This window comes from Nonomuraea sp. NPDC048916, from assembly GCF_040649575.1.
GTDB lineage: Bacteria > Actinomycetota > Actinomycetes > Streptosporangiales > Streptosporangiaceae > Nonomuraea.
This window is the reverse complement of the sequence record NZ_JBEZFS010000004.1, coordinates 1-25,846: the sequence shown is the minus strand read 5'-3', so window position 1 is coordinate 25,846 and position 25,846 is coordinate 1. Positions and strand designations below refer to the sequence as shown.

23 protein-coding genes and 1 pseudogene are annotated in these 25,846 nt (G+C 73.1%); 12 read left to right on the top strand and 12 right to left on the bottom strand.

Translation table 11 applies throughout. The annotated features are described in order from the left end of the window. Positions 1–12 precede the first annotated feature (12 nt). Positions 13–1,785 (top strand): FAD-dependent oxidoreductase, encoded by a 1,773-nt coding sequence (locus AB0C16_RS04640; protein ID WP_357678850.1) that lies wholly within the window; start codon positions 13–15, stop codon positions 1,783–1,785. 59 nt (positions 1,786–1,844) lie between these two features. Here the strand turns inward: AB0C16_RS04640 and AB0C16_RS04635 are convergent, their stop codons facing one another. After that, positions 1,845–2,180, bottom strand: a complete 336-nt coding sequence (locus AB0C16_RS04635; RefSeq protein ID WP_357679289.1) for a DedA family protein — start codon at positions 2,178–2,180, stop codon at positions 1,845–1,847. 259 nt (positions 2,181–2,439) lie between these two features. Here AB0C16_RS04635 and AB0C16_RS04630 point away from each other — a divergent pair, with 259 nt between their 5' ends. The 4 genes from AB0C16_RS04630 (at position 2,440) to AB0C16_RS04615 (ending at position 5,467) form a co-directional block, all read left to right on the top strand. After that, a complete protein-coding gene (locus AB0C16_RS04630) occupies positions 2,440–2,883 on the top strand; it encodes a CBS domain-containing protein (RefSeq protein WP_357678848.1) in 444 nt (147 codons plus the stop codon). 189 nt (positions 2,884–3,072) lie between these two features. After that, positions 3,073–4,419, top strand: coding sequence for a potassium transporter TrkG (locus AB0C16_RS04625; RefSeq protein WP_357678846.1), 1,347 nt, complete (start codon positions 3,073–3,075; stop codon positions 4,417–4,419). Beyond that, positions 4,412–5,071, top strand: a complete 660-nt coding sequence (locus AB0C16_RS04620; protein ID WP_357678844.1) for a TrkA family potassium uptake protein — start codon at positions 4,412–4,414, stop codon at positions 5,069–5,071. The genes AB0C16_RS04625 and AB0C16_RS04620 overlap by 8 nt, the downstream gene beginning before the upstream one ends. Before the next feature lie 108 nt (positions 5,072–5,179). After that, positions 5,180–5,467 (top strand): iron-sulfur cluster biosynthesis family protein, encoded by a 288-nt coding sequence (locus tag AB0C16_RS04615; RefSeq protein ID WP_357678842.1) that lies wholly within the window; start codon positions 5,180–5,182, stop codon positions 5,465–5,467. A gap of 51 nt (positions 5,468–5,518) precedes the next feature. On the opposite strand, the gene AB0C16_RS04610 is transcribed toward AB0C16_RS04615, so the two are convergent. Beyond that, positions 5,519–6,499, bottom strand: a complete 981-nt coding sequence (locus AB0C16_RS04610; protein WP_357678840.1) for an acetylxylan esterase — start codon at positions 6,497–6,499, stop codon at positions 5,519–5,521. A 137-nt stretch (positions 6,500–6,636) separates the two neighbouring features. Between AB0C16_RS04610 and AB0C16_RS04605 the strand changes: the two genes are divergently transcribed. Further along, the gene (locus AB0C16_RS04605) at positions 6,637–7,944 is read left to right on the top strand and encodes an alpha/beta hydrolase (RefSeq protein ID WP_357678838.1); all 1,308 of its coding nucleotides are present in this window, start codon (positions 6,637–6,639) and stop codon (positions 7,942–7,944) included. A gap of 22 nt (positions 7,945–7,966) precedes the next feature. On the opposite strand, the gene AB0C16_RS04600 is transcribed toward AB0C16_RS04605, so the two are convergent. After that, on the bottom strand, positions 7,967–8,413 hold the full coding sequence (locus AB0C16_RS04600) for a heme-binding protein (RefSeq protein WP_357678837.1): 447 nt from the start codon (positions 8,411–8,413) through the stop codon (positions 7,967–7,969). 225 nt (positions 8,414–8,638) lie between these two features. On the opposite strand from AB0C16_RS04600, the gene AB0C16_RS04595 reads away from it, so the two are divergent. After that, positions 8,639–10,372 carry a helix-turn-helix domain-containing protein gene (locus AB0C16_RS04595; protein ID WP_357678835.1) on the top strand — a complete coding sequence of 578 codons (1,734 nt, stop codon included), beginning with the start codon at positions 8,639–8,641 and terminating at the stop codon, positions 10,370–10,372. A 27-nt stretch (positions 10,373–10,399) separates the two neighbouring features. On the opposite strand, the gene AB0C16_RS04590 is transcribed toward AB0C16_RS04595, so the two are convergent. The 5 genes from AB0C16_RS04590 to AB0C16_RS04570 are packed head-to-tail and all read right to left on the bottom strand — an operon-like array spanning position 10,400 to position 14,404. Beyond that, positions 10,400–10,771: a Rieske 2Fe-2S domain-containing protein gene (locus tag AB0C16_RS04590; RefSeq protein WP_357678833.1), complete on the bottom strand. Its 372-nt coding sequence runs from the start codon at positions 10,769–10,771 to the stop codon at positions 10,400–10,402. Between the two features lie 13 nt (positions 10,772–10,784). Continuing rightward, positions 10,785–11,981 carry an FAD-dependent oxidoreductase gene (locus AB0C16_RS04585; protein WP_357678831.1) on the bottom strand — a complete coding sequence of 399 codons (1,197 nt, stop codon included), beginning with the start codon at positions 11,979–11,981 and terminating at the stop codon, positions 10,785–10,787. Next, the gene (locus AB0C16_RS04580) at positions 11,978–12,304 is read right to left on the bottom strand and encodes a Rieske (2Fe-2S) protein (RefSeq protein WP_357678829.1); all 327 of its coding nucleotides are present in this window, start codon (positions 12,302–12,304) and stop codon (positions 11,978–11,980) included. The genes AB0C16_RS04585 and AB0C16_RS04580 overlap by 4 nt, the downstream gene beginning before the upstream one ends. Next, a complete protein-coding gene (locus tag AB0C16_RS04575; RefSeq protein ID WP_357678827.1) occupies positions 12,301–12,996 on the bottom strand; it encodes an iron-containing redox enzyme family protein in 696 nt (231 codons plus the stop codon). The genes AB0C16_RS04580 and AB0C16_RS04575 overlap by 4 nt, the downstream gene beginning before the upstream one ends. A 10-nt stretch (positions 12,997–13,006) precedes the next feature. Beyond that, the gene (locus AB0C16_RS04570) at positions 13,007–14,404 is read right to left on the bottom strand and encodes an aldehyde dehydrogenase family protein (RefSeq protein WP_357679287.1); all 1,398 of its coding nucleotides are present in this window, start codon (positions 14,402–14,404) and stop codon (positions 13,007–13,009) included. A 669-nt stretch (positions 14,405–15,073) separates the two neighbouring features. On the opposite strand from AB0C16_RS04570, the gene AB0C16_RS04565 reads away from it, so the two are divergent. Beyond that, on the top strand, positions 15,074–16,714 hold the full coding sequence (locus tag AB0C16_RS04565) for a hypothetical protein (RefSeq protein WP_357678825.1): 1,641 nt from the start codon (positions 15,074–15,076) through the stop codon (positions 16,712–16,714). 38 nt (positions 16,715–16,752) lie between these two features. On the opposite strand, the gene AB0C16_RS04560 is transcribed toward AB0C16_RS04565, so the two are convergent. From AB0C16_RS04560 to AB0C16_RS04550, 3 genes and pseudogenes are all read right to left on the bottom strand, one after another. Next, complete coding sequence (locus AB0C16_RS04560; protein ID WP_357678823.1) at positions 16,753–18,138, bottom strand: HAMP domain-containing sensor histidine kinase; 1,386 nt, start codon at positions 18,136–18,138, stop codon at positions 16,753–16,755. Between the two features lie 442 nt (positions 18,139–18,580). Continuing rightward, a complete protein-coding gene (locus AB0C16_RS04555) occupies positions 18,581–19,087 on the bottom strand; it encodes a methyltransferase (protein ID WP_357678821.1) in 507 nt (168 codons plus the stop codon). 68 nt (positions 19,088–19,155) lie between these two features. Then, positions 19,156–19,233: pseudogene (locus AB0C16_RS04550) on the bottom strand (hypothetical protein); the annotation flags it as partial. Between the two features lie 239 nt (positions 19,234–19,472). Here AB0C16_RS04550 and AB0C16_RS04545 point away from each other — a divergent pair. From AB0C16_RS04545 to AB0C16_RS04535, 3 genes are all read left to right on the top strand, one after another. Beyond that, positions 19,473–20,039 (top strand): GNAT family N-acetyltransferase, encoded by a 567-nt coding sequence (locus AB0C16_RS04545; protein ID WP_357678819.1) that lies wholly within the window; start codon positions 19,473–19,475, stop codon positions 20,037–20,039. Positions 20,040–20,070: 31 nt separating this feature from the next. Next, positions 20,071–21,363 carry a DUF6596 domain-containing protein gene (locus AB0C16_RS04540; RefSeq protein ID WP_357678817.1) on the top strand — a complete coding sequence of 431 codons (1,293 nt, stop codon included), beginning with the start codon at positions 20,071–20,073 and terminating at the stop codon, positions 21,361–21,363. A 62-nt stretch (positions 21,364–21,425) separates the two neighbouring features. Then, complete coding sequence (locus AB0C16_RS04535) at positions 21,426–22,016, top strand: YHS domain protein (RefSeq protein WP_357678815.1); 591 nt, start codon at positions 21,426–21,428, stop codon at positions 22,014–22,016. Between the two features lie 4 nt (positions 22,017–22,020). Here the strand turns inward: AB0C16_RS04535 and AB0C16_RS04530 are convergent, their stop codons facing one another. Next, positions 22,021–25,038, bottom strand: coding sequence for a BTAD domain-containing putative transcriptional regulator (locus AB0C16_RS04530; protein ID WP_357678813.1), 3,018 nt, complete (start codon positions 25,036–25,038; stop codon positions 22,021–22,023). A gap of 71 nt (positions 25,039–25,109) precedes the next feature. On the opposite strand from AB0C16_RS04530, the gene AB0C16_RS04525 reads away from it, so the two are divergent. Next, the coding region (locus AB0C16_RS04525) for an SDR family NAD(P)-dependent oxidoreductase (RefSeq protein WP_357678811.1) at positions 25,110–25,846 on the top strand (737 nt) is incomplete at its 3' end.

Sequence of the window (25,846 nt, the reverse complement as noted above, 5' to 3'; positions counted from 1 at the left end):
CTGCGCATCACCGTGTTCGGAGCGGCTGGAAACGTGGGCAGGCACACGGTGGCCGAAGCGCTGTCCTGTGGCCACGAGGTCACCGCCGTGGTCCGCGACCTGCCCGCCGGCGTCGTCGCCCGCGCCGGTGACGCCGCGGACACCGGGGACGTGGCCCGGCTCGGCGCCGGCCAGGACGTGGTCATCAGCGCCGTCCGCCTGGCGCCCGGCCGCGAAGGCGAGCTGGTGAGGGCCACCGGGGCGCTGCTGGCCGGGGTCGCCGGGACGGGTGCCCGGCCGTGCCCTGCCCGGACCGGCCCAACTGGTGAGCCCTGCACGCGCCGGGCGCCGGGCCGTGAAAGCCTGGTGAGAGGACTCTTACCGGAGGCGGACGTGAGCGACGAGTTCGACGTGATCGTGATCGGGGCCGGCCCGGCCGGCGAGAACGTGGTGGATCGGGCGGTGCGGGGCGGGCTCACCGCCGCGGTCGTGGAGCCGCGGCTGGCCGGCGGCGAATGCTCCTACTGGGCGTGCGTCCCCAGCAAGGCGCTGCTGCGCCCGGTGGACCTGGCCGCCGAGGTCGCGCGGGTGCCCGGCCTGTCACTCGGGCCCGTCGACGCGGGCAAGGTGCTGGCCCACCGAGACGAGGCGGTCTCCCACTACGACGACGCCGGCCAGGTCAGGTGGATCGAGGACGTGCCCGCCGAGTTCGTGCGCGGGCGCGGGCGGCTCGACGGCGCGAGGCGGGTCCGGGTGAGCGCGCCGGACGGTTCCGAACGGGTGCTGACCGCCCGCCACGCCGTGGTCCTGGCGACGGGCAGCACCGCCGCGGTCCCGCCGGTGCCGGGGCTGCTGGAGGCGGCCCCGTGGACGAGTCACGAGGTCACCGCGGCCACGTCGGTGCCCGAGCGGCTGGCCGTCATCGGCGGCGGCGTGGTGGCCTGCGAGATGGCCCAGGCCATGCACGGCCTCGGCGCGCGGCAGACGACCCTGCTGGTGCGCGGCGACAGGCTGCTGCCCAGGATGGAGCCGTTCGCCGGCGAGCTGCTCGCCGAGTCGTTCGCCGACTCCGGCATCGACGTGCGGATGCGCACCAGCGCGGTCCGGGTGGAGCGGCCGGAGCCGGGCGGCAAGGTGACCGTGCACCTGCCGGAGGGCCCGCCGCTCGAGGCCGACGAGCTGCTGGTGGCCACCGGCCGCACCCCCGCCACGGCCCACCTCGGGCTCGAGACCGTCGGCCTGCCCGGTCAGGGCACGGTCGAGGTGGACGACAGCATGCGGGCGACCGGGGTCGAGGACGGCTGGCTCTACGCGGTCGGCGACGTCAACGGCCGCGCGCTGCTGACGCACATGGGCAAGTACCAGGCCCGGGTCTGCGGCGACGTCATCGCCGCGCGGGCCAGGGGCCGTCGTGACGACCTGCCCGCGATGCGCGCCTCGGCCTCCGCGTACGGGCCCCCGCAGGTGGTCTTCACCGACCCGCAGATCTGCGCGGTGGGCCGCACCGAGGCGGCGGCCCGCGCGGCGGGCTTCCCGGTGCGCGTGGCGGAGTACGACCTGAGCTCGGTCACCGGGGCCTACCTGCTCGGCGACGGCTATCGGGGGCGGGCCAAGATGGTGGTCGACGAGGAGCGGCGGGTGCCGCTCGGGATGACGTTCGCCGGGCCGGGCACGGCCGAGCTGTTGCACTCGGCGACGATCGCGGTGACCGGTGAGGTGCCGCTGGACCGGCTCTGGCACGCGGTGCCGTCGTTCCCGACGGTCAGCGAGGTGTGGCTGCGGCTGCTGGAGGCGTACGGGCTCTGAGACGGGCCTGTGGAACGGGCCTCTGGGACGGGCTCAGACGGGTTCCGGAACGGCAGGGGTCAGTTCCGGCGGCTCTCGGCGATCCGCCGGCCGGCGAACACCAGCAGGGCGAGCACGGCGAGCACGATCACCACGTTGGTGACGCCGCCCACGTAGGTCCGCACCAGCGGCCACTGCTCGCCGAGCAGATAGCCGGCCAGTACGAGCACGGTGTTCCAGATGAGGCTGCCCAGGGCGGTGAGCAGGGAGAAGGCGGCCGGCGACATGCGCTGCAGGCCGGCCGGGACCGAGATCACGCTGCGGAAGACCGGGACCATGCGGCCCAGGAAGACGGTCCGGTGGCCGTGGCGGGCGAACCAGTCCTCGGCCTTCTCCACGTCGTCCGGCTTGAGCAGCGGGATCTTGGCGGCCAGGGCGAGGGTACGCCGTCAATGCCGAGTCCCGGGGGTCTCGCGGCGGCCGAAGGAGATCCCCTAACCGGCAGGAATGGTTGTATGCACCCGCGGGCGGGCGGTACCGGTGGTGACTTTTCCGTCCATCGCCGGGATTAGCCCAGATGCTCGCTGACCGGGGGATAATGCCGGTTGTGAGCCGATAGGTTGGCCCGGACGCCGGGAAGCTGGGTCGGTGGTTCGTCGACCTCGGGAGGGCCCCATGCGTGCCAGCGACCTCGTCACCGAGTTTCCCACCGTCGCGCTCGACACCCCGGTCGGCGAGGCCGCCCGCCTGCTGGCCGAGCAGGACCTGCCCGGCCTGATCGTGGTGGACGAGCGCGGCCGGCCGCTGAGCATCCTGCCGGGCACCCAGGTGCTGCGGCTGGCGCTCCCCACCTACTGCATCGACGATCCCGCGCTGGCCCGCGTGATCGACGAGGCGCACGCCGACGTGTTCCTGCGGTCCCTGGCCGGCCGCACCGTGCGCGAGGCGCTGCCGGACAAGCCCCGCGAGCTGCCCGTGACCGGTCCCGACGCCACCGTGCTGGAGCTCGCGACGCTGATGGCGCGCACCCACAGCCCTCTGGTGGCCGTGGTGGACGGCGGCGCGCTGCGCGGCGCGGTGACGCTGCAGGCACTGGTGAACCGCCTGATCGGGCAGTGACGCGGCTCACCTGCCTGGCAGACAAGGTAGATCATATGCCGTCAATGCGACATGCCTGTTACGGTAGGCCACGATGCGCCGGGAAGCCGGCCGGCAACGTCGATGTCGCGTGGGGACTTCGGAGGCGTTTCGTGACCCCCCTTGTCAGTGCTGAAGCCGTGTGACGGCTTGTCTGGAACATCTCTCCGCGTGAGGTCGTCTCTCATCCTCTCCCGGTTCCACCATCCCACCCAGGTCATCGTGACCGGGTTCGGCGCCGCCGTGCTCGTGGGCACGCTGCTGCTGGCGCTGCCCGCGGCCACCACGACCGGCGAGTCGGCGGGCTGGCTGACCGCGCTGTTCACCGCCACCTCCGCCGTGTGCGTGACCGGCCTGGTGCTCGTGGACACCGAGTCACACTGGTCGGTCTTCGGCGAGGTCGTCATCGCCGGGCTCTTCCAGGCCGGCGGCCTCGGCATCATGACGCTGGCCACGCTCTTCGCCGTGCTGGTCGCGGGCCGGCTCGGCCTGCGCGCCCGGCTCGCCGCGCAGGCCGAGACGCGCACGCTGAGCATGTCGGACGTGCGCCAGGTGCTGCGCAAGGTGCTCGTGTTCAGCCTGGTGTGCGAGAGCGTGACCGCGGTGGTGCTCACCATCCGGTTCATGACGGGCTACGGCGAGCCGTTCGGCCGCGCCGCCTACCTCGGGGCGTTCCACGCGGTGTCGGCGTTCAACAACGCCGGGTTCGCCCTGTGGCCCGACAGCCTGACGCGGTTCGTCGCCGACCCGTGGATCTGCCTGACGATCGCGGCGGCCGTGATCGTCGGCGGCCTCGGTTTCCCCGTGATGTTCGAGCTGGCCAGGTCCTGGCGGCGGCCCAGCCGCTGGTCGGTGCTGACCCGGATCACGGTGACCGTCACCGTGATCCTGCTCGCCGCGGGCACGCTGGTCTTCCTCGGCGCCGAGTGGCACAACCCCAGGACACTCGGGCCGCTCGACGACGGCGACCGGCTGCTCGCCTCCTTCTTCGCCGCCGTCATGCCCCGTACGGCCGGCTTCAACAGCCTGGACATCACCGCGATGACCCCGCCCAGCTGGCTCGCCACGGACGTGCTGATGTTCATCGGTGGCGGCAGCGCGGGCTCCGCCGGCGGGATCAAGGTGACCACGTTCGGGCTGCTGGCGTTCGTCATCTGGGCGGAGCTGCGCGGCGAGAACCGCGTGAACGTCGGCCACCGCCGCGTCCCCGAGTCGGCCCAGCGCCAGGCGCTGTCGATAGCCGCGATCAGCGTCGTCCTGGTGGCCGTCTCGACCTACGTGCTGCTCGTGCTGACGCCGCACAGCCTGGACAAGGTGCTGTTCGAGGTGATCGCGGCGTTCAGCACGGCGGGCCTGTCCACCGGCGTCACCGCCGACCTGTCGCCGGCCGGGCACGCCCTGCTGCTGTTGCTCATGTTCGTGGGCCGGATCGGCCCGCTCACGCTCGGCTCCGCGCTGGCGCTGAAGGAGCGCCAGCGCCGCTACGAACTACCCGAGGAGCGGATCACCGTTGGTTGACAAGAGAAGCGACCCGGTCGTGGTGATCGGGCTGGGCCGGTTCGGCACCTCGCTGGCGCTGGAGCTCGCCCGGCACGGCACCGAGGTGCTGGCCATCGACCAGCGTCCCAAGGTGGTGCAGTCGCTGGCGGGGCAGATCACGCAGATCGCCGTCGCCGACGCCACCGACATGGAGGTGCTGCGCCAGCTCGGCGTGCCCGACTTCTACCGCGCGGTCGTGGCCATCGGCGGCGATCTGGAGGCCAGCATCCTCACCGCGTCGCTGCTGGTGGAGCTGGAGATCGACGACATCTGGGCCAAGGCGGTCAGTAAGCAGCACGGCCGCATCCTCAGCCGGATCGGCGCCCATCACGTGGTGCTCCCCGAGCACGACATGGGCGAGCGGGTGGCGCACCTGGTGAGCGGGCGGATGCTCGACTACATGCAGGTCGACGCCGACTTCGCGCTGGCCAAGACCCGGCCGCCGAAGGAGTACGTGGGCGCCCCGCTGGGGCGGTCCAACCTGCGCCGCAAGCACGGCATCACCGTCGTCGCGGTCAAGAGCCCCGACGAGGAGTTCACCTACGCCACCGCCGAGACGGAGCTGACGTACAACGACATCATCCTCATCTCCGGCCGCACCGAGGATGTTGAGCGCTTCGCCGAGCTGTAGGGCGATCCGCGCCGGCATGGGGAAAGAAATCTGACCGGGGATGGTTGGGCTGCTCTGAGGCGGGAAGGGCAGGCAATTCATGTACGTCGACCGTGAGGAGGAGCCGCAGTGCTCACCCTGACCGCCAACGCAGCGCAGGCCATCCGTGACCTGACCGCGTCCGCTCCTGAGCCAGATCAGGGCGGAATCCGCATCTCGTCGCAGGGAGAGGGCTCGGGTTCGCTCACCCTTTCGCTGGCGACCCAGCCGGAGCCCTCCGACGAAGTGGTCGAGGCCGAGGGCGCCCGCGTCTACCTCGATCCGGTGGCCGCCACAGTCCTTGAGGACAAGTCCCTGGACGCCGGCGCCGACGACAAGGGGGCCGTGTCCTTCCTGGTGACCGACCAGAACGTCTGACCGCCGATCGCAGGCCCGGTGCGGCGGGGGGCCGTGCCGGGCCCGCGGCGATCAACCGTCCGAGAGCAGCTTGCGCAGGTAGCGCAACTGCTCCTCACGCTGGAATCCCGCACCGCCCTCGTGTCCGTTCCACGGCCAGACCGTGATCTCCTTCGGTCCCCGCCAATGGTTGTAGGCGCCGAAGACCGTGGACGGCGGGCACACGTCGTCCATCAGCGCCACCGAGTACAGCGCGGGCACCTGGCCGCGGGCGGCGAAGTTGAGCCCGTCGAAGTAGGCCAGCGTCCTGAACACCTGCTCGGCGGCGTCCCTGCGCGACGCCAGGAAACGCACGATCTCCTGGTACGGGTCGCGGTCGGTGATCTCGACGGCCCGGCGGAAGTCGGTCAGGAACGGCACGTCGACGAGCGCCGCCTTGACCGAGGGATGCAGCGCGGCCGCCGCCTGGGCGATGCCGCCGCCCTGGCTGCCGCCCGACACCACGATGCGCGCGGCGTCGACGGCCGGATGGGCGGCGGCCGTGTCGATCGCCCGGATCGCGTCGGTGAACACCCGCCGGTAGTAGTAGGTCTCCGGGTCGAGGATGCCCCGGGTCATCATGCCGGGCGCCTGGGCGTGGTCGCCGCCGTGCGGGTCGCCGGTCACGCCGGGGTGCTGCGGGCTGGCCCCGCCGTGTCCCCTGGTCTCCATGACGAACACGGCGTGACCCGCGGCCGGCCAGATCAGGTGGTCGTGTGGGAAGCCGCGGCCGCCGCTGTAGCCGATGTAGTGCATGACGCAGGGCACGGGCCCGTCCGCGCCGCCCGGCGTCAGGAACCAGCCGTTGACGCGGTGCCCGCCCCACCCGGCGAACGACACGTCGTACACCTCGACGGCGGTCAGCGGCACGTCGTACCGGGTGAACTCGGCCGCCAGGTCGAACTCGCGAGCCTCGGCGAGCGTGCGCGACCAGAAGGCATCGAAGTCGGCGGGTTCGTCCCGGTCGGGACGGTAGGAACGGAGCCGCTCAATCGGCAGGTCGAAAAGCGCCACGACAATCTCCAGCAGATAGACGAATGGTGATATTTCATCGCACGTGCCGGTGTAGGCGCTATCCCGGTCCCCGCGGCGGGGCAGCGCGCCGACCCGATGCCGCCCCTCGGAGGGAGGTTTTGCACTAGTTTCGCCGTGTGCGTGTTCTCGCCCGGTGGACCGTCCGGCTGCTGACCGGGCTCGGGGTGCTGGCGCTGGCGCCGGTCCTGGGCCTGGCGACGCTGGCCGGGACGGCGATGCTCGGCGCCGGGCCGGACGTCTTCACCGCGACCGGGCTGGCGGTCTTCGGCGCGGTGTTCTTCGTCGGCCTGCTGCGTTGCGTGCCGAGGCCGTCCGTCTCCTGGGGGCGGTGGACGCGGGCGGTGGCGGTCCTGGCCGTGGAGGCCGTGGTCGTCTGGCAGGTCACGGCCGCCCTCACGCTCCCTCCGCCTCTGGAGGCGCCCCCGCCGCCGGTGGCCGGGCAGCGGGAGTGGCGGCTGGAGACGGGCTCCCGGCTGGCGTACGCGCGGGTGGCGCCCAAGCGGGTGACGCGGGCGGAGCCGGTCGTGTTCCTGCACGGCGGGCCCGGGCGGGCCGACCTCGCCGGCGACTCGGCGTTCTACGGCAGGCTCGCCGACGACGGCTACCAGGTGTACGTCTACGACCAGCTCGGAGCCGGCCGGTCGGCGCGGCTGGCCGACCCGCGAGAGTACGGCCTCGGCCGCGACACCGCCGACCTGGAGGCGGTACGCCAGGCCGTCGGCGCCGAGCGGCTCATCCTGATCGGCCACGGCCACGGGGCCCGGCTCGCGGCCGCCTACCTCGCCGCGCACCCGGACCGGGTGGCCAGGGTGGTCTTCGCCGATCCCGCGAGCCTCGACTCCCCCGCCGGCGACCGGGCCGCCGCGCTGCTGGGCCCGGCCGGGTCCGGCGCGAGGCTGCCCTCGACCCGCATGCTCGCCGTCTACACACTGCTGCGCGCCGACCCCGCCGCCGCGCACGCCTTCGCCGGGGACCGCGAGCTTGACGCCTGGCTCCCCCGGCCCGCCGAGCCGCCATGCGGCGCCATCCCACCCTCGACCGCGACCCCGGCACCGTCCTCCGCCTCGCCCTCGGCCCCGACCTCGGCCCCGATCCGGACGCCGGCCTCGGCGCCGTCATCGGCGGCGCTCAGCGGGCTGGGGGGTTATGCGCACCTCGCCGCGCGGCCCCTGCCCCGGAGCGTGCGGCCGGGCCTCGCCGGGCTGTCCGTGCCCGCCCTGGTCGTCAAGGGCGACTGCGACGAGCAGAGCTGGTCGTCGGCCGTCGACTACCGCGCGGCGCTGCCCGGCTCACGGTTGGTCCACCTGGACGGCTCCGGCCGGGGCCGGCCGTACCTGAACGTCCTGCGGGCGTTCCTGACGGGCAAGCCGGTGCGGGCCTACACCGCCGGCACCCCGCCGCCCGGCTATCGCGGCCCGCGCTGACCCGGCCGACCGGGAGCCCGGCTCAGCCGGCGGTGGCGATCTTCTCCTGGAAGGCGCGCAGTGCGGCGGCGCCGACGGCCTTGTCCTGGTCGCCGTTGCCCCCGCTGACGCCCACCGCGCCCACCACCTGCCCCTCGTGCACGATCGGGAAGCCGCCCACGAAGACGGCGAACCTGCCGGGGTGCATGTGGCTGATGCCGAAGGCCTCGTTCCCCGGGAGCGCGGGCCCGTCCGGGGGCTCGTTGAAGCGGTGCGTCGCACGCTGGTGGCCGGCCGCCGTGAACGCCTTGGCGATCGCGATCTCCACTCCGGTCAGGCGGGCGCCGGTCATCCTGTGCAGCGCGATCGGATGGGCCCCGTCGTCGGCGACGCAGATGGTCTGCAGCACGCCGATCCGCCGGGCCTCCTGCTCGGCCGCTTCGAGCATCACGAGGGCGTCTTCGAGCGTCAACCGGTGTACGAGATGCATGATCCCTCCAAAGAACGGCAAGCGAGTGCGCCCGGTTTGGGCCGCATGGCTCTAGACCACATAGCCCGAAAAAGTCGGCTATTGCGCTAGAAATCGGGAGAAAGCAAACTGTGGAGAACTCCTTCCCGCTGCGAGACGGGACCGTCTACACCCCGTCAGTCTCCGAGCGACCCTGACCTCGATCAATGGACAGAATGCCGAACCAGCGGGACAGGATTTGGGCACATGGCACATCAGCAGCACAACGGCTATGGCATCGACTGCAACGGACGAATCCCCCTGCGGGCGCTCCTGGCGGAGCCCCTGCTGCGGGGCAGACTGATCGGGGGTGAGGCGGGGCTGGACCGGGCCGCCTCCTGGTGCCTGCCGTTATCCGAGCTGGGGGCGCACGACGATCTCTCGGGCGTGGCCGTGCACCTGCCGGCGTCGGCCCTGGCCTCCCCCGAGGAGGCCCGCCGCCTGGTCTCGGCCCTCGGCAGGCGCGACGCGGCGGCCCTGCTCGCCTGGCCGTCGCCGGAGGAGCCGGAGCCCGCACTGGAGGCCGCCGCCGGCGCCGCGGACGAGGCCAAGATGCCGCTGCTGCTCCTCGGCGCGACGGCCGACTACCGGGCCGTCGGCCGGCTCGTCGGCCAGAAGGCCCTCGCCCAGGCCACCCACGTGCTGGAGTACAGCACCCGGGTGCACCGGGCGCTGGCCGAGGTGCTCGCCCGCGGTTCCGGGATCCCCGCCATGGCGAGGGCCATCTCGGGGCTGTCGCGCGGACCGGTGATCGTGCTGGACGCCGACGGCGAGACACAGGCGTACGCCGGGTTCGACTCCCCCGACCTCGACCCGGGCGAGATCGCCGAGCTGCTGGCGGAGCGGCTGCCGGAGCTGCGCGCCGACGGCACCGCCGCCGACGTGGCCGAGCTGGACCTGCCGCCGCGCCCGACGCGGGTGCTGATCGCGCCCATCGTGGTCGGCGGCGACCTGTACGGCAGGCTGGTGCTGGTCGAGCCCTGCTCGCCGCCCGACGAGCACGACCTGGCCCAGCACCGGGTGGTGGCCGAGCACGGGGCGACGCTGACCGGCTCGGAGATGCTGCGGCAGCGGTCGGTCCGGGCGGCCGAGGAGCGGGCCCGGGGTGACTTCGTCGAGTCGCTGGTGCACGGGCGGTTCGCCGATCCGCACGCGCTGGCGGCCCGCGCCCGCCACCACGGGTTCGACGTCACCGGCCGCTACGCCGTGCACACCGTGACGGCCGCCGCGCTGGTCCCGACGGGACGGCGCGACCAGCGGCGGGCGGCGACCGTGACGCGCGTCGCGCAGGGCGTCGAGCCGTCGGGCAACCGGTGGACGCTGGCGGCGGCGGTCGGCAACTTCATCGTCGTCGTCAGGCAGGTGCCGGAGGGCGACCCGCTGGAGGAGCAGCGGGCGGTCACCCACTTCGCGCAGCAGCTGCACCGCACGCTCGCCCCGCACCTCGGCGGCGACCTGCGGATCACCTCGGGCCGCCCCGGTGAGGGCGCGGCGGGGGTGGCGACCAGCTACTACGAGGCGCGGGTGGCGATGGGCCTGGCCAGGCACGCCGGGTCGGCGCCGGTGTGCGGCTACGACGACCTGCGCATCTACGCCGCGCTCAAGGACGTGGCCGCCAGCCCGGAGGGGCAGGCGTTCGCGCGGGAGATCCTGGAGTCGCTGCGCCGCGTGCACAGCCAGACCGGCGACCTGGAGCAGGTGGTGATCGCCTACATCAAGTCGGCGGGCAACCTGAACGCCGCGGCCCGCACGCTCAAGCTGCACCGCAACACGATGCTGTACAAACTGGACCGGGCCTCGCGGGCGCTGCGCATGGACATCAGGTCGGCCGACGCCCAGTTCATGGTCTGGCTCGCGCACCACATCGACACCCTGGCCGCGGTCACGGGCGCCCTCACCGACGAGCTCTCCCCGCCCGCCGAGGACCTCCTCGTCCCCTGACGCGGGCGGGGTGTGGGGGGCGGCGGGTCAGCCCGTCACGCCGGTCTGGCGGCGGCGGGGGCGGTCGTCGGTGGCGTCCGGGGGAAGGCGGACGAGGATCTCGCCGTCCACCTCCCGGACCGCGTACACCCGGATGGGACGGGTGGCCGGGGGCTGGATGGGCTCGCCCGACTCGTAGTCGAACACGCTGCCGTGGCAGGAGCAGAGCAGTCCGTCCTCGGTGGCGTGGCCGGAGGAGAGCAGGCAGTCGAGGTGGGTGCAGTAGTTGGACATGGCGTGGACGCGCCCGTCCCAGCGCGCCACCGCGATCTCCACCTCCCCCACGTAGAAACGCCGCACGATCCCGTCGGGCACCTGCCCCGACCGGGCCACCCGCTGGTAGTCGTCCCGCTGGTCCATGGTCGTCCTCCTCTCACAGCATGTCGGTCAGGTCGGCGTCCTCGTCGGCGAGGACCCGCGGGTCGGGCGTGACGCGGGCGGCGATGAGCTGCCTGGCGACGGCCACCTCGCCGCCCCGTTCCATGCCGAAGGCGGCTTCGAGCCGGCCCTCGCGCAGGTAGAAGGCGGCGAAGTCGAGCTCGTCGAGCGAGCCGCGCACCACGATCTCGTCCCAGCGGTCGGCGTGGCCGGCGTACTGCAGGTTGCGGTCGAACTGGTCGGACCAGAACCAGTGCGGCGCGGTGTAGGGCGTGGCCCGGCCGAGCAGGTTCTTGGCCGCCGCCATGCCGTGCGCGCTCGCGTGGTCGAAGTGCTCCACCCTGACGTGCCTGCCGTACAGGGGGTGGTAGTGCCTGGCCACGTCGCCCGCCGCATAGACGCCCTCGACGCTGGTGCGGCAGTGCTCGTCCACCAGCACGCCGTCGTCGAGCGCGAACCCGTCGAGCGCCTCGGTGTTGGGCACCATCCCGGCGCCGACGACGACCACGTCACCCTCGGCCGTCTCGCCCGTGCCGGTGGTGACGACCGCGCCCTGGCCGGTCTCGGCGTAGCCGGTGACCGTCACCCCGGTGCGCAGGTCCACACCGGAGGCGCGCTGGAGGGCGGCGCACGCCCGCCCGATCTCGTCGCCGAGGATCCGCTGCAGGGGGTTGGGCAGGCATTCGAGCACGGTCACCTCGGCGCCCCTGGCGAGGGCGGTGGAGGCCACCTCCGACCCGACGAACCCGGCGCCCACCACGATCACGCGGGCGCCGGGCTTCAGGTCGTCGCGGAGCCGGTCTGCGTCGGCCACCGTCCGCAGGTACCTGACCCGCTCCCCTTCGAGGCCGGGGAGCCTGCGCGGCCTGCCGCCGGTCGCGATGAGCAGCGCGTCGGCGGTCAGCGTCGCGCCGCCGGCCAGCCGCACCTCGGGTCCCCGTACGGACTCGGCGCGGACGCCGAGCCGCAGCTCCACGTCGTTGGCCGCGCACCAGCCGGGGTCGAGCAGGGTCAGCTCGCCGGGTTCGGCCTCCCCGGCCAGGTACTCCTTGGACAGCGGCGGCCGCTGGTAGGGCGGGACGTGCTCCTCGCCGATGAGCAGCACGCTTCCGTCGTAGCCGCGGCGGCGCAGCGTCCTGATGGCGACGGCGGCGCTCTGGCCGCCGCCCACCACGATCAGCGACCGGATCACCGGGCCTCCTCGGCGACTCTCGGCCGGGGGTCGACGTAGACCGCGCCGTCCTCGACCCGCACCTGGTAGACGGGCTGGCACGGCTCCTGCCCGTCGGCCCTGCCGGTGGCCGGGTCGAACGACCACTGGTGGCCGGGGCAGATGATCCGGCCGTTCAGCACGGTGCCCCGGGTCAGCGAGCGCTGCTTGTGCACGCATACGTCCCGCAGGGCGTAGACGGTCTCACCGATGAGGAACAGGCCGATCTGCTGGTCGCCGACGGACACCAGCTTCCGCCGGCGCCTGGCCAGCTCCTTCACCGAGGCGACCTCGACCCAGGTCATGAATTCTTCACGTAGTAGTCGTACAGGCCCTGGGTGTAGGAGTAGCGCATCTCCGCGCCCCACCGGCACATCTTCAGGCAGCGCTGCTGCAGCTCGGGGGTGTCGGCGTGGTCGAGCACGATCTGGTAGCCGCGCTCGCCGTGCACCTCGTCGGAGGTGATGTGCAGGTCGAAGAACTCGATCTCGTCCTCGGTGAACCCGTACACCTCGCGCAGCGGCACGATCTGCTTGCGGTAGATGCTCGGCACCTGCGACTCCAGCCCGACCACGAGGGCGGCCGTGGCGACCACGAAGTGCTCGCGCATGGAGACCGCGTAGCACCACGACTGCAGGCCGCGGGTGACCGGGTTCATGTTGTCCGGGTCCTCGACCCGTTCCCGGGTGGTGCCGCACGCCTCGGCGAACTTGATCAGCAGGTCGGTGTGCCGGATGTCGGCCAGTTCCTCCTCGTACATGTTCTGCAGCGTGAAGTCCTTGGCGCCCGTGTACTGGTCGGGGGTGTTGGCGTAGACGTAGGCGAGGTAGTCGGCGAACGGGCCCACGTAGTGGTAGTGGTTCTCGGCCCAGCGGGCGAAGTGCTCCCGCTTGAGCTTGCCGTCGGCCCACGCCTGGCTGAAGTTGGCGTTGGCGGCCTGGCGGCCCTTGATGGCGTCCTGCAGTGCCTGGCGGAACTCATCCTTTGACAGCAGCATGTCCGGGCTCCTATTCCGGGGGCGAAAGGTAAACGGTCTTCTCGCAGGTGTAGAAGTGGGTCAGCGCGGGGCCGGCCTGTTCCTTGAGCGGCTGCTCGATGCCGCCGAACGGGGCGTTCATCGCCATGCCGGTAGTCGGCTGGTTGATCTTCACCAGGCCGGTGCGGCTCTTCCTGGCGAAGGCCAGCGCCCGGCCCAGGTCGCGGGTGACGATCGCGGAGGCGAGCCCGTAGTCGGAGTCGTTGGCCAGGGCGAGCGCCTGCTCGAAGTCGCCGGCCCGCTGGAAGGCCAGCACCGGGCCGAAGATCTCCTCGCGGGCGAGGCGCATGCCGGGCTCCACTCCGGTGAAGACGGCCGGGGTGACGAAGTAGCCCTTGCCCGGCAGGCGTTGCCCGCCGGTGACCAGCTCGGCGCCCTCCTCCTGGCCGATCCGCACGTAGTCGAGGGTCTTGTCCAGCTGGAAGGCGGCGGCGAGCGGGCCGAGCTCGAGGTCCTGGGTGAGCTTGACGACCCGTTCCAGCAGCGCGTCGTGCACCTCGGGCAGCGCGATGACCCTGCTGGTGCCCGTGCACGCCTGGCCGCTGAGGCCGAAGGCGCCCTTCACGATGATGCGCGCGGCCCGGTCCAGGTCGGCGTCGGGCAGCACCACGACGGGGTTCTTGCCGCCCATCTCCAGCTGGACGCGGCGCGGCGGCGCGGCCGCGGCGTGGATGGCGCGGCCGGTGGCGGTGGAACCGGTGAAGGTGACGGCGCCGATCCGCCGCTCGGCGGCGACCGCCGCGCCGGCCTCGGCCCCGCCGTGCACCAGGGCCACCGCCCCGGCCGGCAGCCCGGCCTCCAGCAGGGCCTCGACCAGCCGCTGGGCCAGCAGCGGGGTGATCGGCGACGGCTTGAACACGACGCCGTTGCCGGCGGCGAGGGCCGGGCCGAGCTTGCGCGAGGGGATGTTCAGCGGGAAGTTCCACGGGGTGATCGCGCCGACCACGCCGACCGGCTCGTGCCAGGTGTAGACGAGGCCGCCGTCGTCGGCGGGGTGCACGGCGCCGGCGACGCGGTGCGCCTCGGCGGCGTAGTAGCGCAGGTTGAGCGGGGTTCGCGAGGTCTCGGCCGCGGCCTCGGCGGGGCTCTTGCCCTCCTCCCTGGTGAGCTCGGCGGCCAGCTCGGCGCGGCGCGCCTCCAGCAGGCCGGCGGCGTCGCCGAGCACCCGCGCCCGGCGGTCGGGCGTGGCGGCCGCCCATTCCGCGGCCCCCTCGGCGACCGCCTCGGCCGCTTCCCGGACGTCGGCCGGCGCCGACTCGGGGAACTCGCCGACGAGGTCGTCGGGGTCCGCCGGATTCTCGCGGGTGAAGGTCGCCCCGCTCCGGGCGGGCACCCACTGCCCGCCGATCAGGTTGAGCCCGCGATGCATGCCCACGCCCGTTCCTCCTTCGCCCCTCGGTACGGCACCGCCGCGGTTCCGGGCTCCGACCGGAGGCGGCGTGGCCTTTCCCCGCACCGAACTCAGTGTTGGCGCGGCACCCTCACCGTCGATATGGGATAAGTGCCGCACCTAAGGCGAAAAACATGGGCGTCCTGCACATTTCTGGAACGTTGGCCGCGAACGCCACACCACTGGCAAGCTGCACAAACGATCATGTGCCTAATGTGCAGTTTCCTCATTGTCCATGCTGAGGACACCGAGCAGATTCTGTGCATCTACTTACTGCCAGGTACGCGATGCCGTACCGAAAGGGAGGTGCCTTGACTTCCTCCCCACGGATGAATCCGGGGGATTCCACCCCTCACGGGCTGGATCTTCCTGCTTCACCGGCGACCGCCCGCGCACACCCGAGGGTGTGCGACCGGTCTTACGTGCCCTCCACAGGCTTCACATCCCGCCAGTCGGCGGTAGGCCCGGACAGGCCGGTTTGGTTCTCACCAGCCCGTCCGAACACCAGGACGATATCAAGAGGGAGAGTCCTGTGACGCGGAAACCGTACGATCAGCGCACCACGCGGGCCTTGGAGGCCCTCCCGAGCTCCCCGCCCCTCCCCTGGCTGAAGCCCGGGGTCGCCGGGGAAGGATGGGGAGGGACAGGATGAACCTGGGCACCGCTCACTGGATCTATCTGGCCGGAATCGTCGTGATCATCGCCGTCATGATCATGCGGAAGAACATCGTCATCCCCGCGGTGGCGGCCACGTTCCTCACGGCCTGGGCGTTCACCGGCGACCTGGTGAAGGGGCTGCAGTCGGTCTTCGGGGCGAGCCTGACCGCGGCGGCCGAGCTGTTCAACATCTTCCTCATCATCGCGCTGGTGACCGCGCTGCTCGGGGCGTTACGGGCGCTCGGAGCGGACCAGCGGATGATCGAGCCGTTCCGCACGGTCATGCGGAACGGGCACGCCTCGTTCTGGGTGATCGCCGGCGTGACGTACGTGATCAGCCTGTTCTTCTGGCCGACGCCCGCGGTGCCGCTGATCGGCGCCATCCTGCTGCCGGCGGCGATCCGCGCCGGGCTGCCGCCGCTGGCGGCCGGCCTGTCGATGGCGATCGCCGGTCAGGGCATGGCGCTGTCCAGCGACTACGTCATGCAGGTGGCCCCGGGCCTGTCCGCCAAGGCGGCGGGCGTGTCCACCACCCTGGTGGCCGACCGGGCCATGGTCCTGTCACTCATCGTCGGCGTGATCGCCCTGGTGCTCGGCTACCTCATGGCGCGCAAGACGATCACCGAGCCGAGCGTCGAGCACCTGCTGAAGTGGGAGGGCAAGGCCGAGGTCACCGCCTTGGCGGAGCCGGCCGCCGCCCAGGCCGTCCGGGACCTCGAGGCCGCCGAGGGGGTGCCCGCGCCGCCCGCCGGGCAGGCGACCCTCGTGACGGCCGAACCGGCGGGCACGCCCGTGGCCGCCGCCCAGGCGCCCGGGACCGTCCAGGCCGTCACCCAGGCGCCGGCGGCGCCGGGGCGGAACGGCGCGACGGCCACGGCCGTGGCCGAGCCGCCCGCCGGAGGCGGCGGCCCGGGAGGAGGGCGGACGGGCCGGTCCAAGGCGTTCGCGATCATCGTGCCCGTCACACTGGCCGGGCTCGTCGGCTACATGCTGCTCGGCAAGTTCACCGACCTGGTCCCCGAGACGATCGGCGGCGAGGCGGCGGCGCTGGTGGGCGGCGTGGTGGCGGTGCTGCTGCTGCTCGCCACGTTCGTCAGCGACGGCCGCGGGGCCCTGGAGACCTGCGCCGACCACGTGGTGGACGGCCTGGTGTTCGCGGTCAAGGCGATGGGCATCGTGTTGCCGATCGCGGGCTTCTTCTTCATCGGCAACGCCGACTTCGCCGGGCGCATCATGGGCCTGCCGGAGGGGAGTCAGGCGCCCAACTTCCTGTTCGACCTGGTCAGCGGGGCCCAGCAGGGCATCCCGCAGAACGGCTTCCTGATGACCTTCGCGATCCTGATCGTGGGCATCATCACCGGCCTGGACGGGTCGGGCTTCTCGGGGCTGCCGCTGACCGGCTCGCTGTCCGGCGCGCTCGGTCCGGCCGTCGGGATGGACCCCGCCACGCTGGCCGCCGTGGGCCAGATGGGGGCCATCTGGTCGGGCGGCGGGGTGCTCGTCGCCTGGTCGTCGCTGATCGCGGTGGCCGGGTTCGCCCGGGTGCCGGTGCTGGACCTGGCCCGCAAGGCGTTCATCCCGGTGATGGCGGGCCTGTTCGTGGCGGCCGTGTTCGCCGTGATCGTCTACTAGTGACGCGCCGGGCCGCCCCTGCCGGCGGCCCGGCGCTCTCACCCCTGCGCCGGCAAGCGAGTGTGATCCGCGGGAGGCGCGGCATGGCCGGGCAGGCGCAGGACGAACCGGGCGCCGCGGGGGATGTCCTCGATGGTGAGGGTGCCGCCGTGGGTTTCGGCGATCTGCCGGGCGATCGGCAGGCCGAGCCCGGTGCCGCCGGCGTCCCTTCTGCGGGAGGCCTCCAGGCGGGCGAACCGCTGGAAGACGGTCTCGTGCTGGTCGGGGGGGATGCCGTCGCCGTCGTCGCGCACCTCCAGCAGCGCCGTGCCCGATTCGAGCCTGACGGTGACGGTGATGGTGGTGTCGGCGTGCCGTTCGGCGTTGTCCAGCAGGTTGTTCAATATCCGGGTCAGGCCGATCCGCTCCCCGTTGACCGTTACGCCGGGGGTGAGGTGGCGGATCACCTCGACTCCGCGCGGGCGCCGGTCCAGCTCGCCGGCCACCAGGGCGGTCAGGTCGATGGGGTCGTGCCGGCCGCTGACGCCCGCGTCCATCCTGGCGATCTGCAACAGGTCGGTGACCAGGTGCTGCAGCCGTTCCACGCTGCCCAGCAGCGCGTTCGCCGTTCGCGGCCAGTCGGTCTCCTGCGGGTACATGAGCGACTCCTCGATCTCCGCCTTCATGGCGGTCAGCGGGCTGCGCAGATCGTGGGAGGCGTCGGAGGCGAACCGGAGTTGCTGTTCGATCGCCGCCTGGGCCCGGTCCAGGGTCTTGTTCGCGATCTCGGCGAGGTCTCGCAGCTCGTCCCGGTACCTCGATACCGGCACCCGGTGGCCGAGATCACTCGCGGTGATCAGGGCGAGCTCGCCGCCGATCGCGCCCACCGGCTCCAGGGTCTTGCTCACGGTCCGGTAGGCGCCCACCGCGGTCGCCCCGACCAGCAAAAGCCAGCCGCCGGCGAGCGAGATCAGCAGCCGAGGGCCGACGTACCAGGGGACATCGGCGACGGCCATGTTGATCCACCACACGCCGTTGGCCATGTGGAGAGGGTAGGAGATCACGATCTTGCACTGGCCGGGGAACGCACGCAGATCACACAACCGCGCTTCCGCGAAAGCGTCGTCGACATCGAGGCGAAGGTTCGTTATCGGCGGCTCGCGCGCCGAGAAGCCCGGGGTGGCGGCGACCAGCGTGCCGGTCGGGTCGAAGACCTGGATCGCCGCGTCGTGCCCGCCCGACAGCAGGGGGGGCAGGCGGCCGTGGCGTATCTGCCTGGCCATGATCACGACCTGGGTGACGAGCCGTTTCGTCCGATCATCGATGGCGGCTTCCCGTATCCCCATCAGGGCGAACACCGCGACGGCAGTGCAGAGCAGCGCCATGACCGCGCCGGCCACCGCGGTCAGGCGGATCCTGATGGAGCACCGATGCCACACGCTCACCTTGATCCTCCCTTCGCGACCGGACGCACACCCCTATGACCGCTCCTTACCGCTCTGGGGGAGACTCACCACCAAAACCGCGTAAACGTCAGCCAGAACGCACGGGATGCCCATGTCAGGCGAAAGAAGCGAATGGACGGACCGCGCGGACCGCTGGCCGAAGACGACCGGGACGTGCGGGACGTGCGGGATGCCGAGCTGAAGCCGATGCCACCACCGGCCTGTTCGCCACCGGGAAGCTGGAGGAGGTGCTCGCCAAGCCGTACCCGCTGGGACCGGGGGCCGAGGTCCTGGAGATCATCCGGGGCCACGCCGCCGGCGGTTCTGCGAGAACTCCACGGTCTGGCCTCACCGGCTGACGACCGGGGGCCGGAGGCGTCCGTCTCCGGCCCCTTCACGGGTTCGGGCCCAGGTGGGCTCGGGCTGAGCAAGGTTGCGGGGTTCAGGCCCGGTAGGGGTGGATCGCCGGCCACCAGCCGGGCACGGCCGCGCGGTAGCGCTCGTAGTCGGCCCCGAATTTGCGGCGCAGCGCCGGCTCCTCGTAGAAGCGGACGAACAGCACCACGGGCACCGCCACGGCGGCGGCGTAGACCAGCAGCCCCCCGTCGCCGAACAGCATGGCCTGCCCGATGACGCAGGCCAGGACCGCCACGTACATCGGGTTGCGCACGTGGCGGTAGAGGCCGCCGACGACGAGCCGTTCGGGCGGCGCGACCGGCATGGGCGTGCCGAGGCCCTCGACCACGAACCGGGCGAACGCGTGGACCAGCACCGCGACCCCCGCGACCACGAGCAGCGCCCCCAGCACACGCGACGGGACCATCACCCAGGGTGCGAACGGCTCGCGCGACCGCCAGCCCGAGACCCACCACGGGCCGAGGAGGGCGACGGTGCCGGGGGCGGCGGCGAAGAAGGCGGCGCTGACGACGGCCGCGGGTGTCCTGCGCATGACCGCACCTCCCATACATAATTCATTATGCGATGAGTTTAGCCGCCGGGCCGTTCGCGGGTCAACGATCAGCGCAACCTCGGGATCGACTCCAGGAGGGTGCGCGTGTACGGGTCCCGGGGGTCGGACATGACGGCGTCGACCGGGCCCTGCTCGACGACGACGCCTTTGACTTCCTCCCCCGCCTGGCTCCGCCGGCAGCGCCCCTGACATCAGCGGCCCGCGTGCCACCCCTGGCCGCACGCCATCCAGCGCCCCACGATCCGAACGCTCCCGCGCAATCCAGACATTCCCCCGAAATCCGGACGCTCCGGGGCGGTCCGCCGCGATCCGGTGCAGCGAAACTCGGCGGCGCGGATCGCGGGGGCGGGGCTAGCGTGGGCTCGTGGAGATCTACCTGGAGACCGACCGGCTCATCCTGCGCCGGTTCACCGAGGCCGACGCCGACCGCCTGTTCGAGCTGCACAACGACCCCGACGTCATGCGGTTCCTCAACGGCGGCAGGCCGGCGGCCCGTGACGTGATCGTGAACGAGACGCTGCCCCGCTTCATCTCGTCAGGCTTCTTCGCCGCGGTCGAGCGGTCCACCGGCGCGTTCCTCGGCTGGTTCCACCTGCGGGCGCCGGAGGGCGGCGACCCCGCCGAGCCGGAGCTGGGCTACCGGCTGCACAAGACCTGCTGGGGCCGGGGCTACGCCACGGAGGGATCTCTCGCCCTGATCGGCGAGGCGTTCGGTGAGCTCGGCGCCCGGCGGGTCTTCGCCACGACGATGACCGCGAACCGGGGCTCGCGCCGTGTCATGGAGAAGTGCGGCATGCGCCACACGCGCACGTTCCACGGGGACTGGCCCGACGTCATCGAAGGGTCGGAGGAGGGTGACGTGGAGTACGAACTGCTCCGCTCCGACTGGGAGGCCCGTGTCCCGGCCCGGCCGATCCGTGACCATGCCTGAGACCGGCGTACTGGGCAGGGGCGAGGCAGGCATGCGGCGAGGAGACGACACCGGCGCTCCGCCCGGGGACGGAGCCGGCCCGCCCGACGAGGGCGGGCCCGGGGTGCCGGGCGTCTCGGCGGCCGAGATCGGGGAGGTGTTCCGCGGCGAGTACGCCCGCGCGGTGGCCGTGCTGGTGGGCCGCTTCGGTGACATCGACCTCGCCGAGGAGGCGGTCCAGGACGCCTTCGCCGTGGCCGTGGACCGCTGGCCGGTCACCGGGCCGCCGCCTAGCCCGGCCGGGTGGATCATCACCACGGCCCGCAACCGAGCGATCGACCGGCTGCGCCGCGAGGCGTCCCGTGACGACCGGCACGCCGCGGCGGCCCTGCTGCACGCTCCCGGCGCACCGGCCGAGCAGGGCGCCGTGCCCGACGACCGGCTGCGCCTGATCTTCACCTGCTGCCATCCGGCGCTCGCCGTCTCCGCCCAGGTGGCGCTGACGCTCCGGCTGCTCGGCGGGCTCGGCACCGGGGAGATCGCGCGGGCCTTCCTGGTGTCGGAGCCGGCCATGGCGCAGCGCCTGGTCCGGGCCAAGGCCAAGATCCGTGACGCGCGGATCCCCTACCGGGTGCCGGCCGAGGCCGACCTGCCCGGCCGCGTGCGCGCCGTGCTGGCGGTGGTCTACCTCATCTTCACCGAGGGCCACACCGCGAGCTCCGGGGACGGCCTCGTCCGCGAGGACCTGTGCGCCGAGGCCATCCGGCTCGGCCGGCTGCTGGCCGAGTTGATGCCGGACGAGCCGGAGGCCATCGGGCTGCTCGCGCTCATGCTGCTGCTGCACTCGCGCCGGGCCACCCGCACCACGCCCGACGGCCGGCTCGTGCTCCTGGCCGAGCAGGACCGCCGCCTCTGGGACCACGACCTCGTCGCCGAGGGCCAGGCCCTGGTCCGCGAGTGCCTGCGCCGCGACCGGCCGGGGCCGTACCAGATCCAGGCGGCGATCAACGCCGTGCACGGTGACGCGCCGAGCGCGGCGGCGACGGACTGGGGGCAGATCCTGCGGCTGTACGACCAGCTTCTCGCGTGCGCCCCGACGCCCGTCGTGGCCCTGAACCGCGCGGTCGCGCTGGCCGAGGTGGCGGGCCCGGCCGCGGCGCTCGCCGTGGTCGACGGCCTCGGCCTCGACTCCTACCACCTGTTCCACGCCGTCCGCGCCGACCTGCTGCGCCGTCTCCGCCGCACCGCCGAGGCGGCCCTGGCCTACGACGCGGCCCTCGCCCGGGCCGGCAACGCCGCCGAGCGCGCCTTCCTCCAGGGCCGCCGCGACGCGCTCGACGCCTGACAGCCGCCTGTGAGCCGTCTGGCAGGCCGTCAGGGGAGTCTCGGGGCCAGGAGGTGTTTTCGATGATCTTCGTCGAACTGTTCGTGCCCCGTGGAAGTCTCGACGCCGACCGGCTCCGTCGTGTCGCCGAGCGGCTGGGGTCGCTGTACGAGCTGGCCGAAGGCGAGCACATGCAGGCCGGTACGGCCGACGTGTTCCGGTCGCTGTTCCAGGTGGTCGTGCACGAGCCGGAGGTGTGGGTGGCGGGCGAACGACCCGTCACCACACCGCGCTACGTCGTCCGGGCCCACGTGCCCGGCCCCTGGCGCAAGGACATGAGCGGGCCGATCATCTCGTACGTCACGAGGGTGCTCCGGCAGGAGGACGGCCGCGAACCGGTCGTGCACGTCCACGTGCTCGGCGTCCCCGAAGGAGGCATCGGCCTGGACGGCCGGGCCACGACGTCCACCGGGATCGTCGACCTCTTGAACGAGCCCTACAAGGCGGAGCTCGCCTCCGGCAGGGCGGTGCGGGACCCCCTCTGCGGGATGATCGTCCTGCTCGACGACACCGCCATCACGCTGGAGGTGGACGGCACGCGCCACGGCTTCTGCTGTGAGGAGTGCCGCGACGCCTTCGCCGAGCGCCGCCGCAAGGAGGCCGCCCGCGCCTGACGCCTCACCGAGACGGCCGCCCCTTCAGCAGGCTCTCGATCCGTGCCTGGCAGGCCGCATGGTCCAGGCCGCGGCCGCGCTCGTAGGCGGCCCGGTGACCGGGCGTCCGGCGGAGTTCGCGCGTGAGGCGTACGACGTCGGGGTGGCGGGCGTCGGGCCCGCCGCGCAGTGCGGCGGCCATGCCCAGAACCTCCGCCGCCGCGCCGGCCCTTCGGGGGCGGCGGCGCAGGAGCAGGTCCGCCACGGCGACGCCTATCTGGGCGACCATGGGCGGATCGGGCATCGTCCTGGCGAGGTCGAACGCCTCGGCGAGGCGGCGTGCGGCCGTGTCGAGGTCGCCGGCGGCGACGGCGAGGTGCCCGGCCTCGGTGGCGTACAGGGCGCGGTAGGGCACCTCGCCGTCCTCCCCGGCCAGGCCGAGCTGCCGGGACGCCTCATCGAGGTCGCCGTCGCAGCGGGCCAGGCCGGCCAGCGCCACCCGGGCCAGGGCGAGGAGACGGCTGGAAGGGGCCTCGCCGATCGCCTCCCGCAGGTGTGCGAGGGCCAGGCCGGTGTCGCCGGTGTGCACCGCCACCATCGCCAGCCAGACCCTCTGCTGGTGATGGGTGCCGAGGTCACGAGCGAGCTCCACCGACTCCTCCAGCGCCGCGACCGCCTCGTCGTACGCGCCGGCCGCGGTGCTTGTGAAGGCCAGCGACATGAGCGACAGCGACAACCCCCACCGCTCGCCCGCCGTCCTGAAGGCGGCCACGGCCGCGACGAGGTCCCGTTCGACTTCGGCCGCGTCGGCCCGGGCGCCGTCAAGGAACGACCGGGCCAGCCAGAGCATGCCCCTCGTCCAGGCGTCGTCGTGGTTCAGGTGCGGCTCCAGCGCCGAGAGGCCCGCGCCGGAGGCGCCGTCACCCAGGCGGAGCAGGGCCTCGACGAAGGCGGCGACCGGACCGGCCCCGCCTCCGGCCACGACCCCGGTGTCGGCCGGCCGGCCGGCGAACAGGGCGTTGAACAGATAGCCGGCCTCCGCGGCGGGCCGAGCCCCCGTCGGCGCGGCTCCGGGCATCTGGAGCACCGAACCCAGCCATGCCGTGGCCTCCGTGTGGTCTCCGTGGGCCGTCCAGAACATCGCGAGCGCGGCCCCCAGCCGGACGGCGGTCTCCGCGTCACCGGAGTCGCGGGCGAACCGCAGGGCCGCGAGCAGATGATCACGCTCGGCGGCCAGCCTGCCCAGCCACGCCGGCTGGCCGGGGCCGCGCAGGTGCGGCTCCGCCTCCTCGGCCAGCCGTAGGTAGTAGGCGGCGTGCAGGCCCCGCACCCGCCCGGCGTCGGCGAGACGCTCCAGGCCGTACTCGCGGATGGTGCCGAGCATGTGGTAGCGGCCACCGTCGAGGTGCAGGAGCGACTTGTCCACCAGGGCGTGCAGGGCGTCGGCGGCGATGCCGACGTGCTCGGCGGCGTCGGCGGTGAAGCTCGATGGGAAGACCGAGGCCCGCCCGGCCGCCACGCGTTCCGCCTCGCCGAGCAGGTCCCAGCTCCACTCCACGACCGCCCGCAGCGTGCGGTGCCGGGGCGGCGCGGTGCGGCTTCCGCTCGTCAGCAGCCGGAAGCGGTCGTCCAGCAGGGTGGCCAGCCGGTCGACGGGCATCGACCGCAGCCGGGCGGCGGCCAGCTCGATCGCCAGCGGCAGCCCGTCGAGCCGCGCGCAGATCCCCGCCACCTCATCGGTGGCCTCGAACTCCGGCAGCACGGCCCGCGCCCGAGCGGCGAACAACCGGGCCGCCGCGTCCGGCCGGAGCGGTGGCACCGGGCAGAGCGTCTCGCCGGTGATGCCGAGCGGCTCGCGGCCGGTGGTGAGCACCCGCAGCCCGGGGCACCGGCCGAGCAGTTCTCCGGCGAGGCGGGCGGCCGGTTCGATCAGGTGCTCACAGTTGTCCAGGACGACCAGCGTCTCGGTGACCGACAGCGCCTCCGCCAGGCCGGCCACGACATCGCCGGAGATCCGCACCCCGATCGCGCGGGCGACCGCCGCGGCCATGTCGGCGGGTTCGGTCACCCCTGCCAGCTCGATCACCCACACCTGCCCCGGAAAGTCCGCGGCCGCCGCCACGGCCAGCCGCGTCTTACCCACCCCGCCCGGGCCGACCAGCGTCACCAGCCGCGAGTCCGCCAGTCGCGCACCGACCTGCCGCAGCTCCTGCTCACGCCCGACGAGGTCGGCCAGCGGCGTCCGCAGATTGCCTCGCCGGGACAGTCCGGAGCCCTCGCCGACGCCTCCGGCGGCCGGCTCGCCGCCCCGTCCGGAGACGCGCAGCACGGCCAGATGCCGCCGCTGGAGCTCGGGACCGGGATCGGTGCCCAGCGCGTCGGCGAGAAACACCCGATACCTCTCATAGGCGGCGAGCGCCTCAGGCTGGCGCCCGTCCGCGTCGAGCGCTCTGAGCTGGAGGACGCGCAGCCGCTCGCGCAGCGGGTGCGCGGCGATGAGCTGCTCCAGTTCGGCCACGTCCGGCGGCCCGGCGCCGGTGGCCAACCGGGCCTCTGCGAGGTCCTCGATCGCGCCCAGCCGGACCTCCTCCAGCCGTACGGCGGCGGCGTCGGCGTACGGAAGACCGGTCACGTCGGCCAGCGGATCGCCGCGCCACAGCTCCAGTGCCTCCACGAGCTGCCGGGCCGCCGCGCCGGAGCGCCCGTCGCGCAGGAACAGGCGGCCCTGTACCGCCAGCCGCTCGAAGCGGACGGCGTCGACCGCGTCGGCCGGGACGTCGAGGCGGTAACCTGCGGGCGCCGACCGCAGGGCCTCGCCGTCCGGCAGCACCCGACGCAGCCGCGACACCAGCGAGTGCAGCGCGGGCCCCGGCCGGTCAGGACCACCGTCGGGCCACAGCGCCCCGGCCAGCGCGTGGGAGGTGACGACGGCGCCGGGCGCCAGGGCCAGCCGGATCAGCAGCGCGCGCAGGCGCGGCCCGCCCACCTCCACATCGCGGCCGTCGGCGACCACCTGAAGAGGGCCAAGGACACCGATACGCATACCGACACTCTGCCACCCGCCGTCTCCCGGGACCTGGTGTACTGGTCCGACCAGTCGCTAGGGTGGCCCGCATGGGATACGACGCGTTGTTCCGCCTCGACGGGCGGCGGGCTGTGGTGATCGGCGCCGGGAGCGGCATCGGGCGGGAGTCGGCGCTGGCCCTGGCGGCGCACGGCGCCGAGGTGGTGTGCGCCGACCGCGACCTCGGGGCGGCCGAGGAGACGGCCTCGCGCTGCGGAGGCACGGCCCGGCTGCTGAACGTGCTCGACGGCGACGCCGTACGCGCGACGGCCGCCGAGGCGCCCGCCGACGTGCTGGTGTTCACCGCCGCCACGAACGTGCGCAAGCGGCTGCTCGACTACTCTGCCGAGGAGTTCGACCGGGTCGTGGACCTCAACCTGCGCGCCTCGTTCGACGTGGTGCGGGCGTTCGGGGCGGGGATGGTGGAGCGCGGGCGCGGGTCCATCATCGGGTTCGCGTCGATCCGCGCGTCGGTCACGGAGCCGGGCCAGGGCGTCTACTCGGCCACCAAGGCGGGGCTGGTGCAGTTGCTGCGCACGGCCGCCGCCGAGTTCGGGCCGCACGGGGTGCGGGTCAACGCCGTCGCCCCCGGAGTGGTGGAGACGCCGCTGACCAGCCAGATCAAGGCCCACCCCGCGTGGTACGACGCCTACGCGGCCAAGAGCGCGCTCGGCCGGTGGGCCCGGGCCGAGGAGATGGCCGGGGCCGTGGTCTACCTGGCGAGCGACGCGGCCAGCTTCGTCACCGGCTCGGTCCTCTACGTGGACGGCGGCTGGACCGCGGTCGA

Bases quoted from the DNA above. Each gene is read 5' to 3' on its own strand.
- AB0C16_RS04570 (WP_357679287.1), bottom strand. From the start codon at position 14,404: ATGCATCGCGGGCTCAACCTGATCGGCGGGCAGTGGGTGCCCGCCCGG.
- AB0C16_RS04555 (WP_357678821.1), bottom strand. From the start codon at position 19,087: ATGCGCAGGACACCCGCGGCCGTCGTCAGCGCCGCCTTCTTCGCCGCC.
- AB0C16_RS04600 (WP_357678837.1), bottom strand. From the start codon at position 8,413: ATGCATCTCGTACACCGGTTGACGCTCGAAGACGCCCTCGTGATGCTC.
- AB0C16_RS04530 (WP_357678813.1), bottom strand. From the start codon at position 25,038: ATGCGTATCGGTGTCCTTGGCCCTCTTCAGGTGGTCGCCGACGGCCGC.
- AB0C16_RS04580 (WP_357678829.1), bottom strand. From the start codon at position 12,304: ATGACCTGGGTCGAGGTCGCCTCGGTGAAGGAGCTGGCCAGGCGCCGG.
- AB0C16_RS04535 (WP_357678815.1), top strand. From the start codon at position 21,426: ATGATCTTCGTCGAACTGTTCGTGCCCCGTGGAAGTCTCGACGCCGAC.
- AB0C16_RS04590 (WP_357678833.1), bottom strand. From the start codon at position 10,771: ATGGACCAGCGGGACGACTACCAGCGGGTGGCCCGGTCGGGGCAGGTG.
- AB0C16_RS04630 (WP_357678848.1), top strand. From the start codon at position 2,440: ATGCGTGCCAGCGACCTCGTCACCGAGTTTCCCACCGTCGCGCTCGAC.
- AB0C16_RS04565 (WP_357678825.1), top strand. From the start codon at position 15,074: ATGAACCTGGGCACCGCTCACTGGATCTATCTGGCCGGAATCGTCGTG.
- AB0C16_RS04595 (WP_357678835.1), top strand. From the start codon at position 8,639: ATGGCACATCAGCAGCACAACGGCTATGGCATCGACTGCAACGGACGA.
- AB0C16_RS04575 (WP_357678827.1), bottom strand. From the start codon at position 12,996: ATGCTGCTGTCAAAGGATGAGTTCCGCCAGGCACTGCAGGACGCCATC.
- AB0C16_RS04540 (WP_357678817.1), top strand. From the start codon at position 20,071: ATGCGGCGAGGAGACGACACCGGCGCTCCGCCCGGGGACGGAGCCGGC.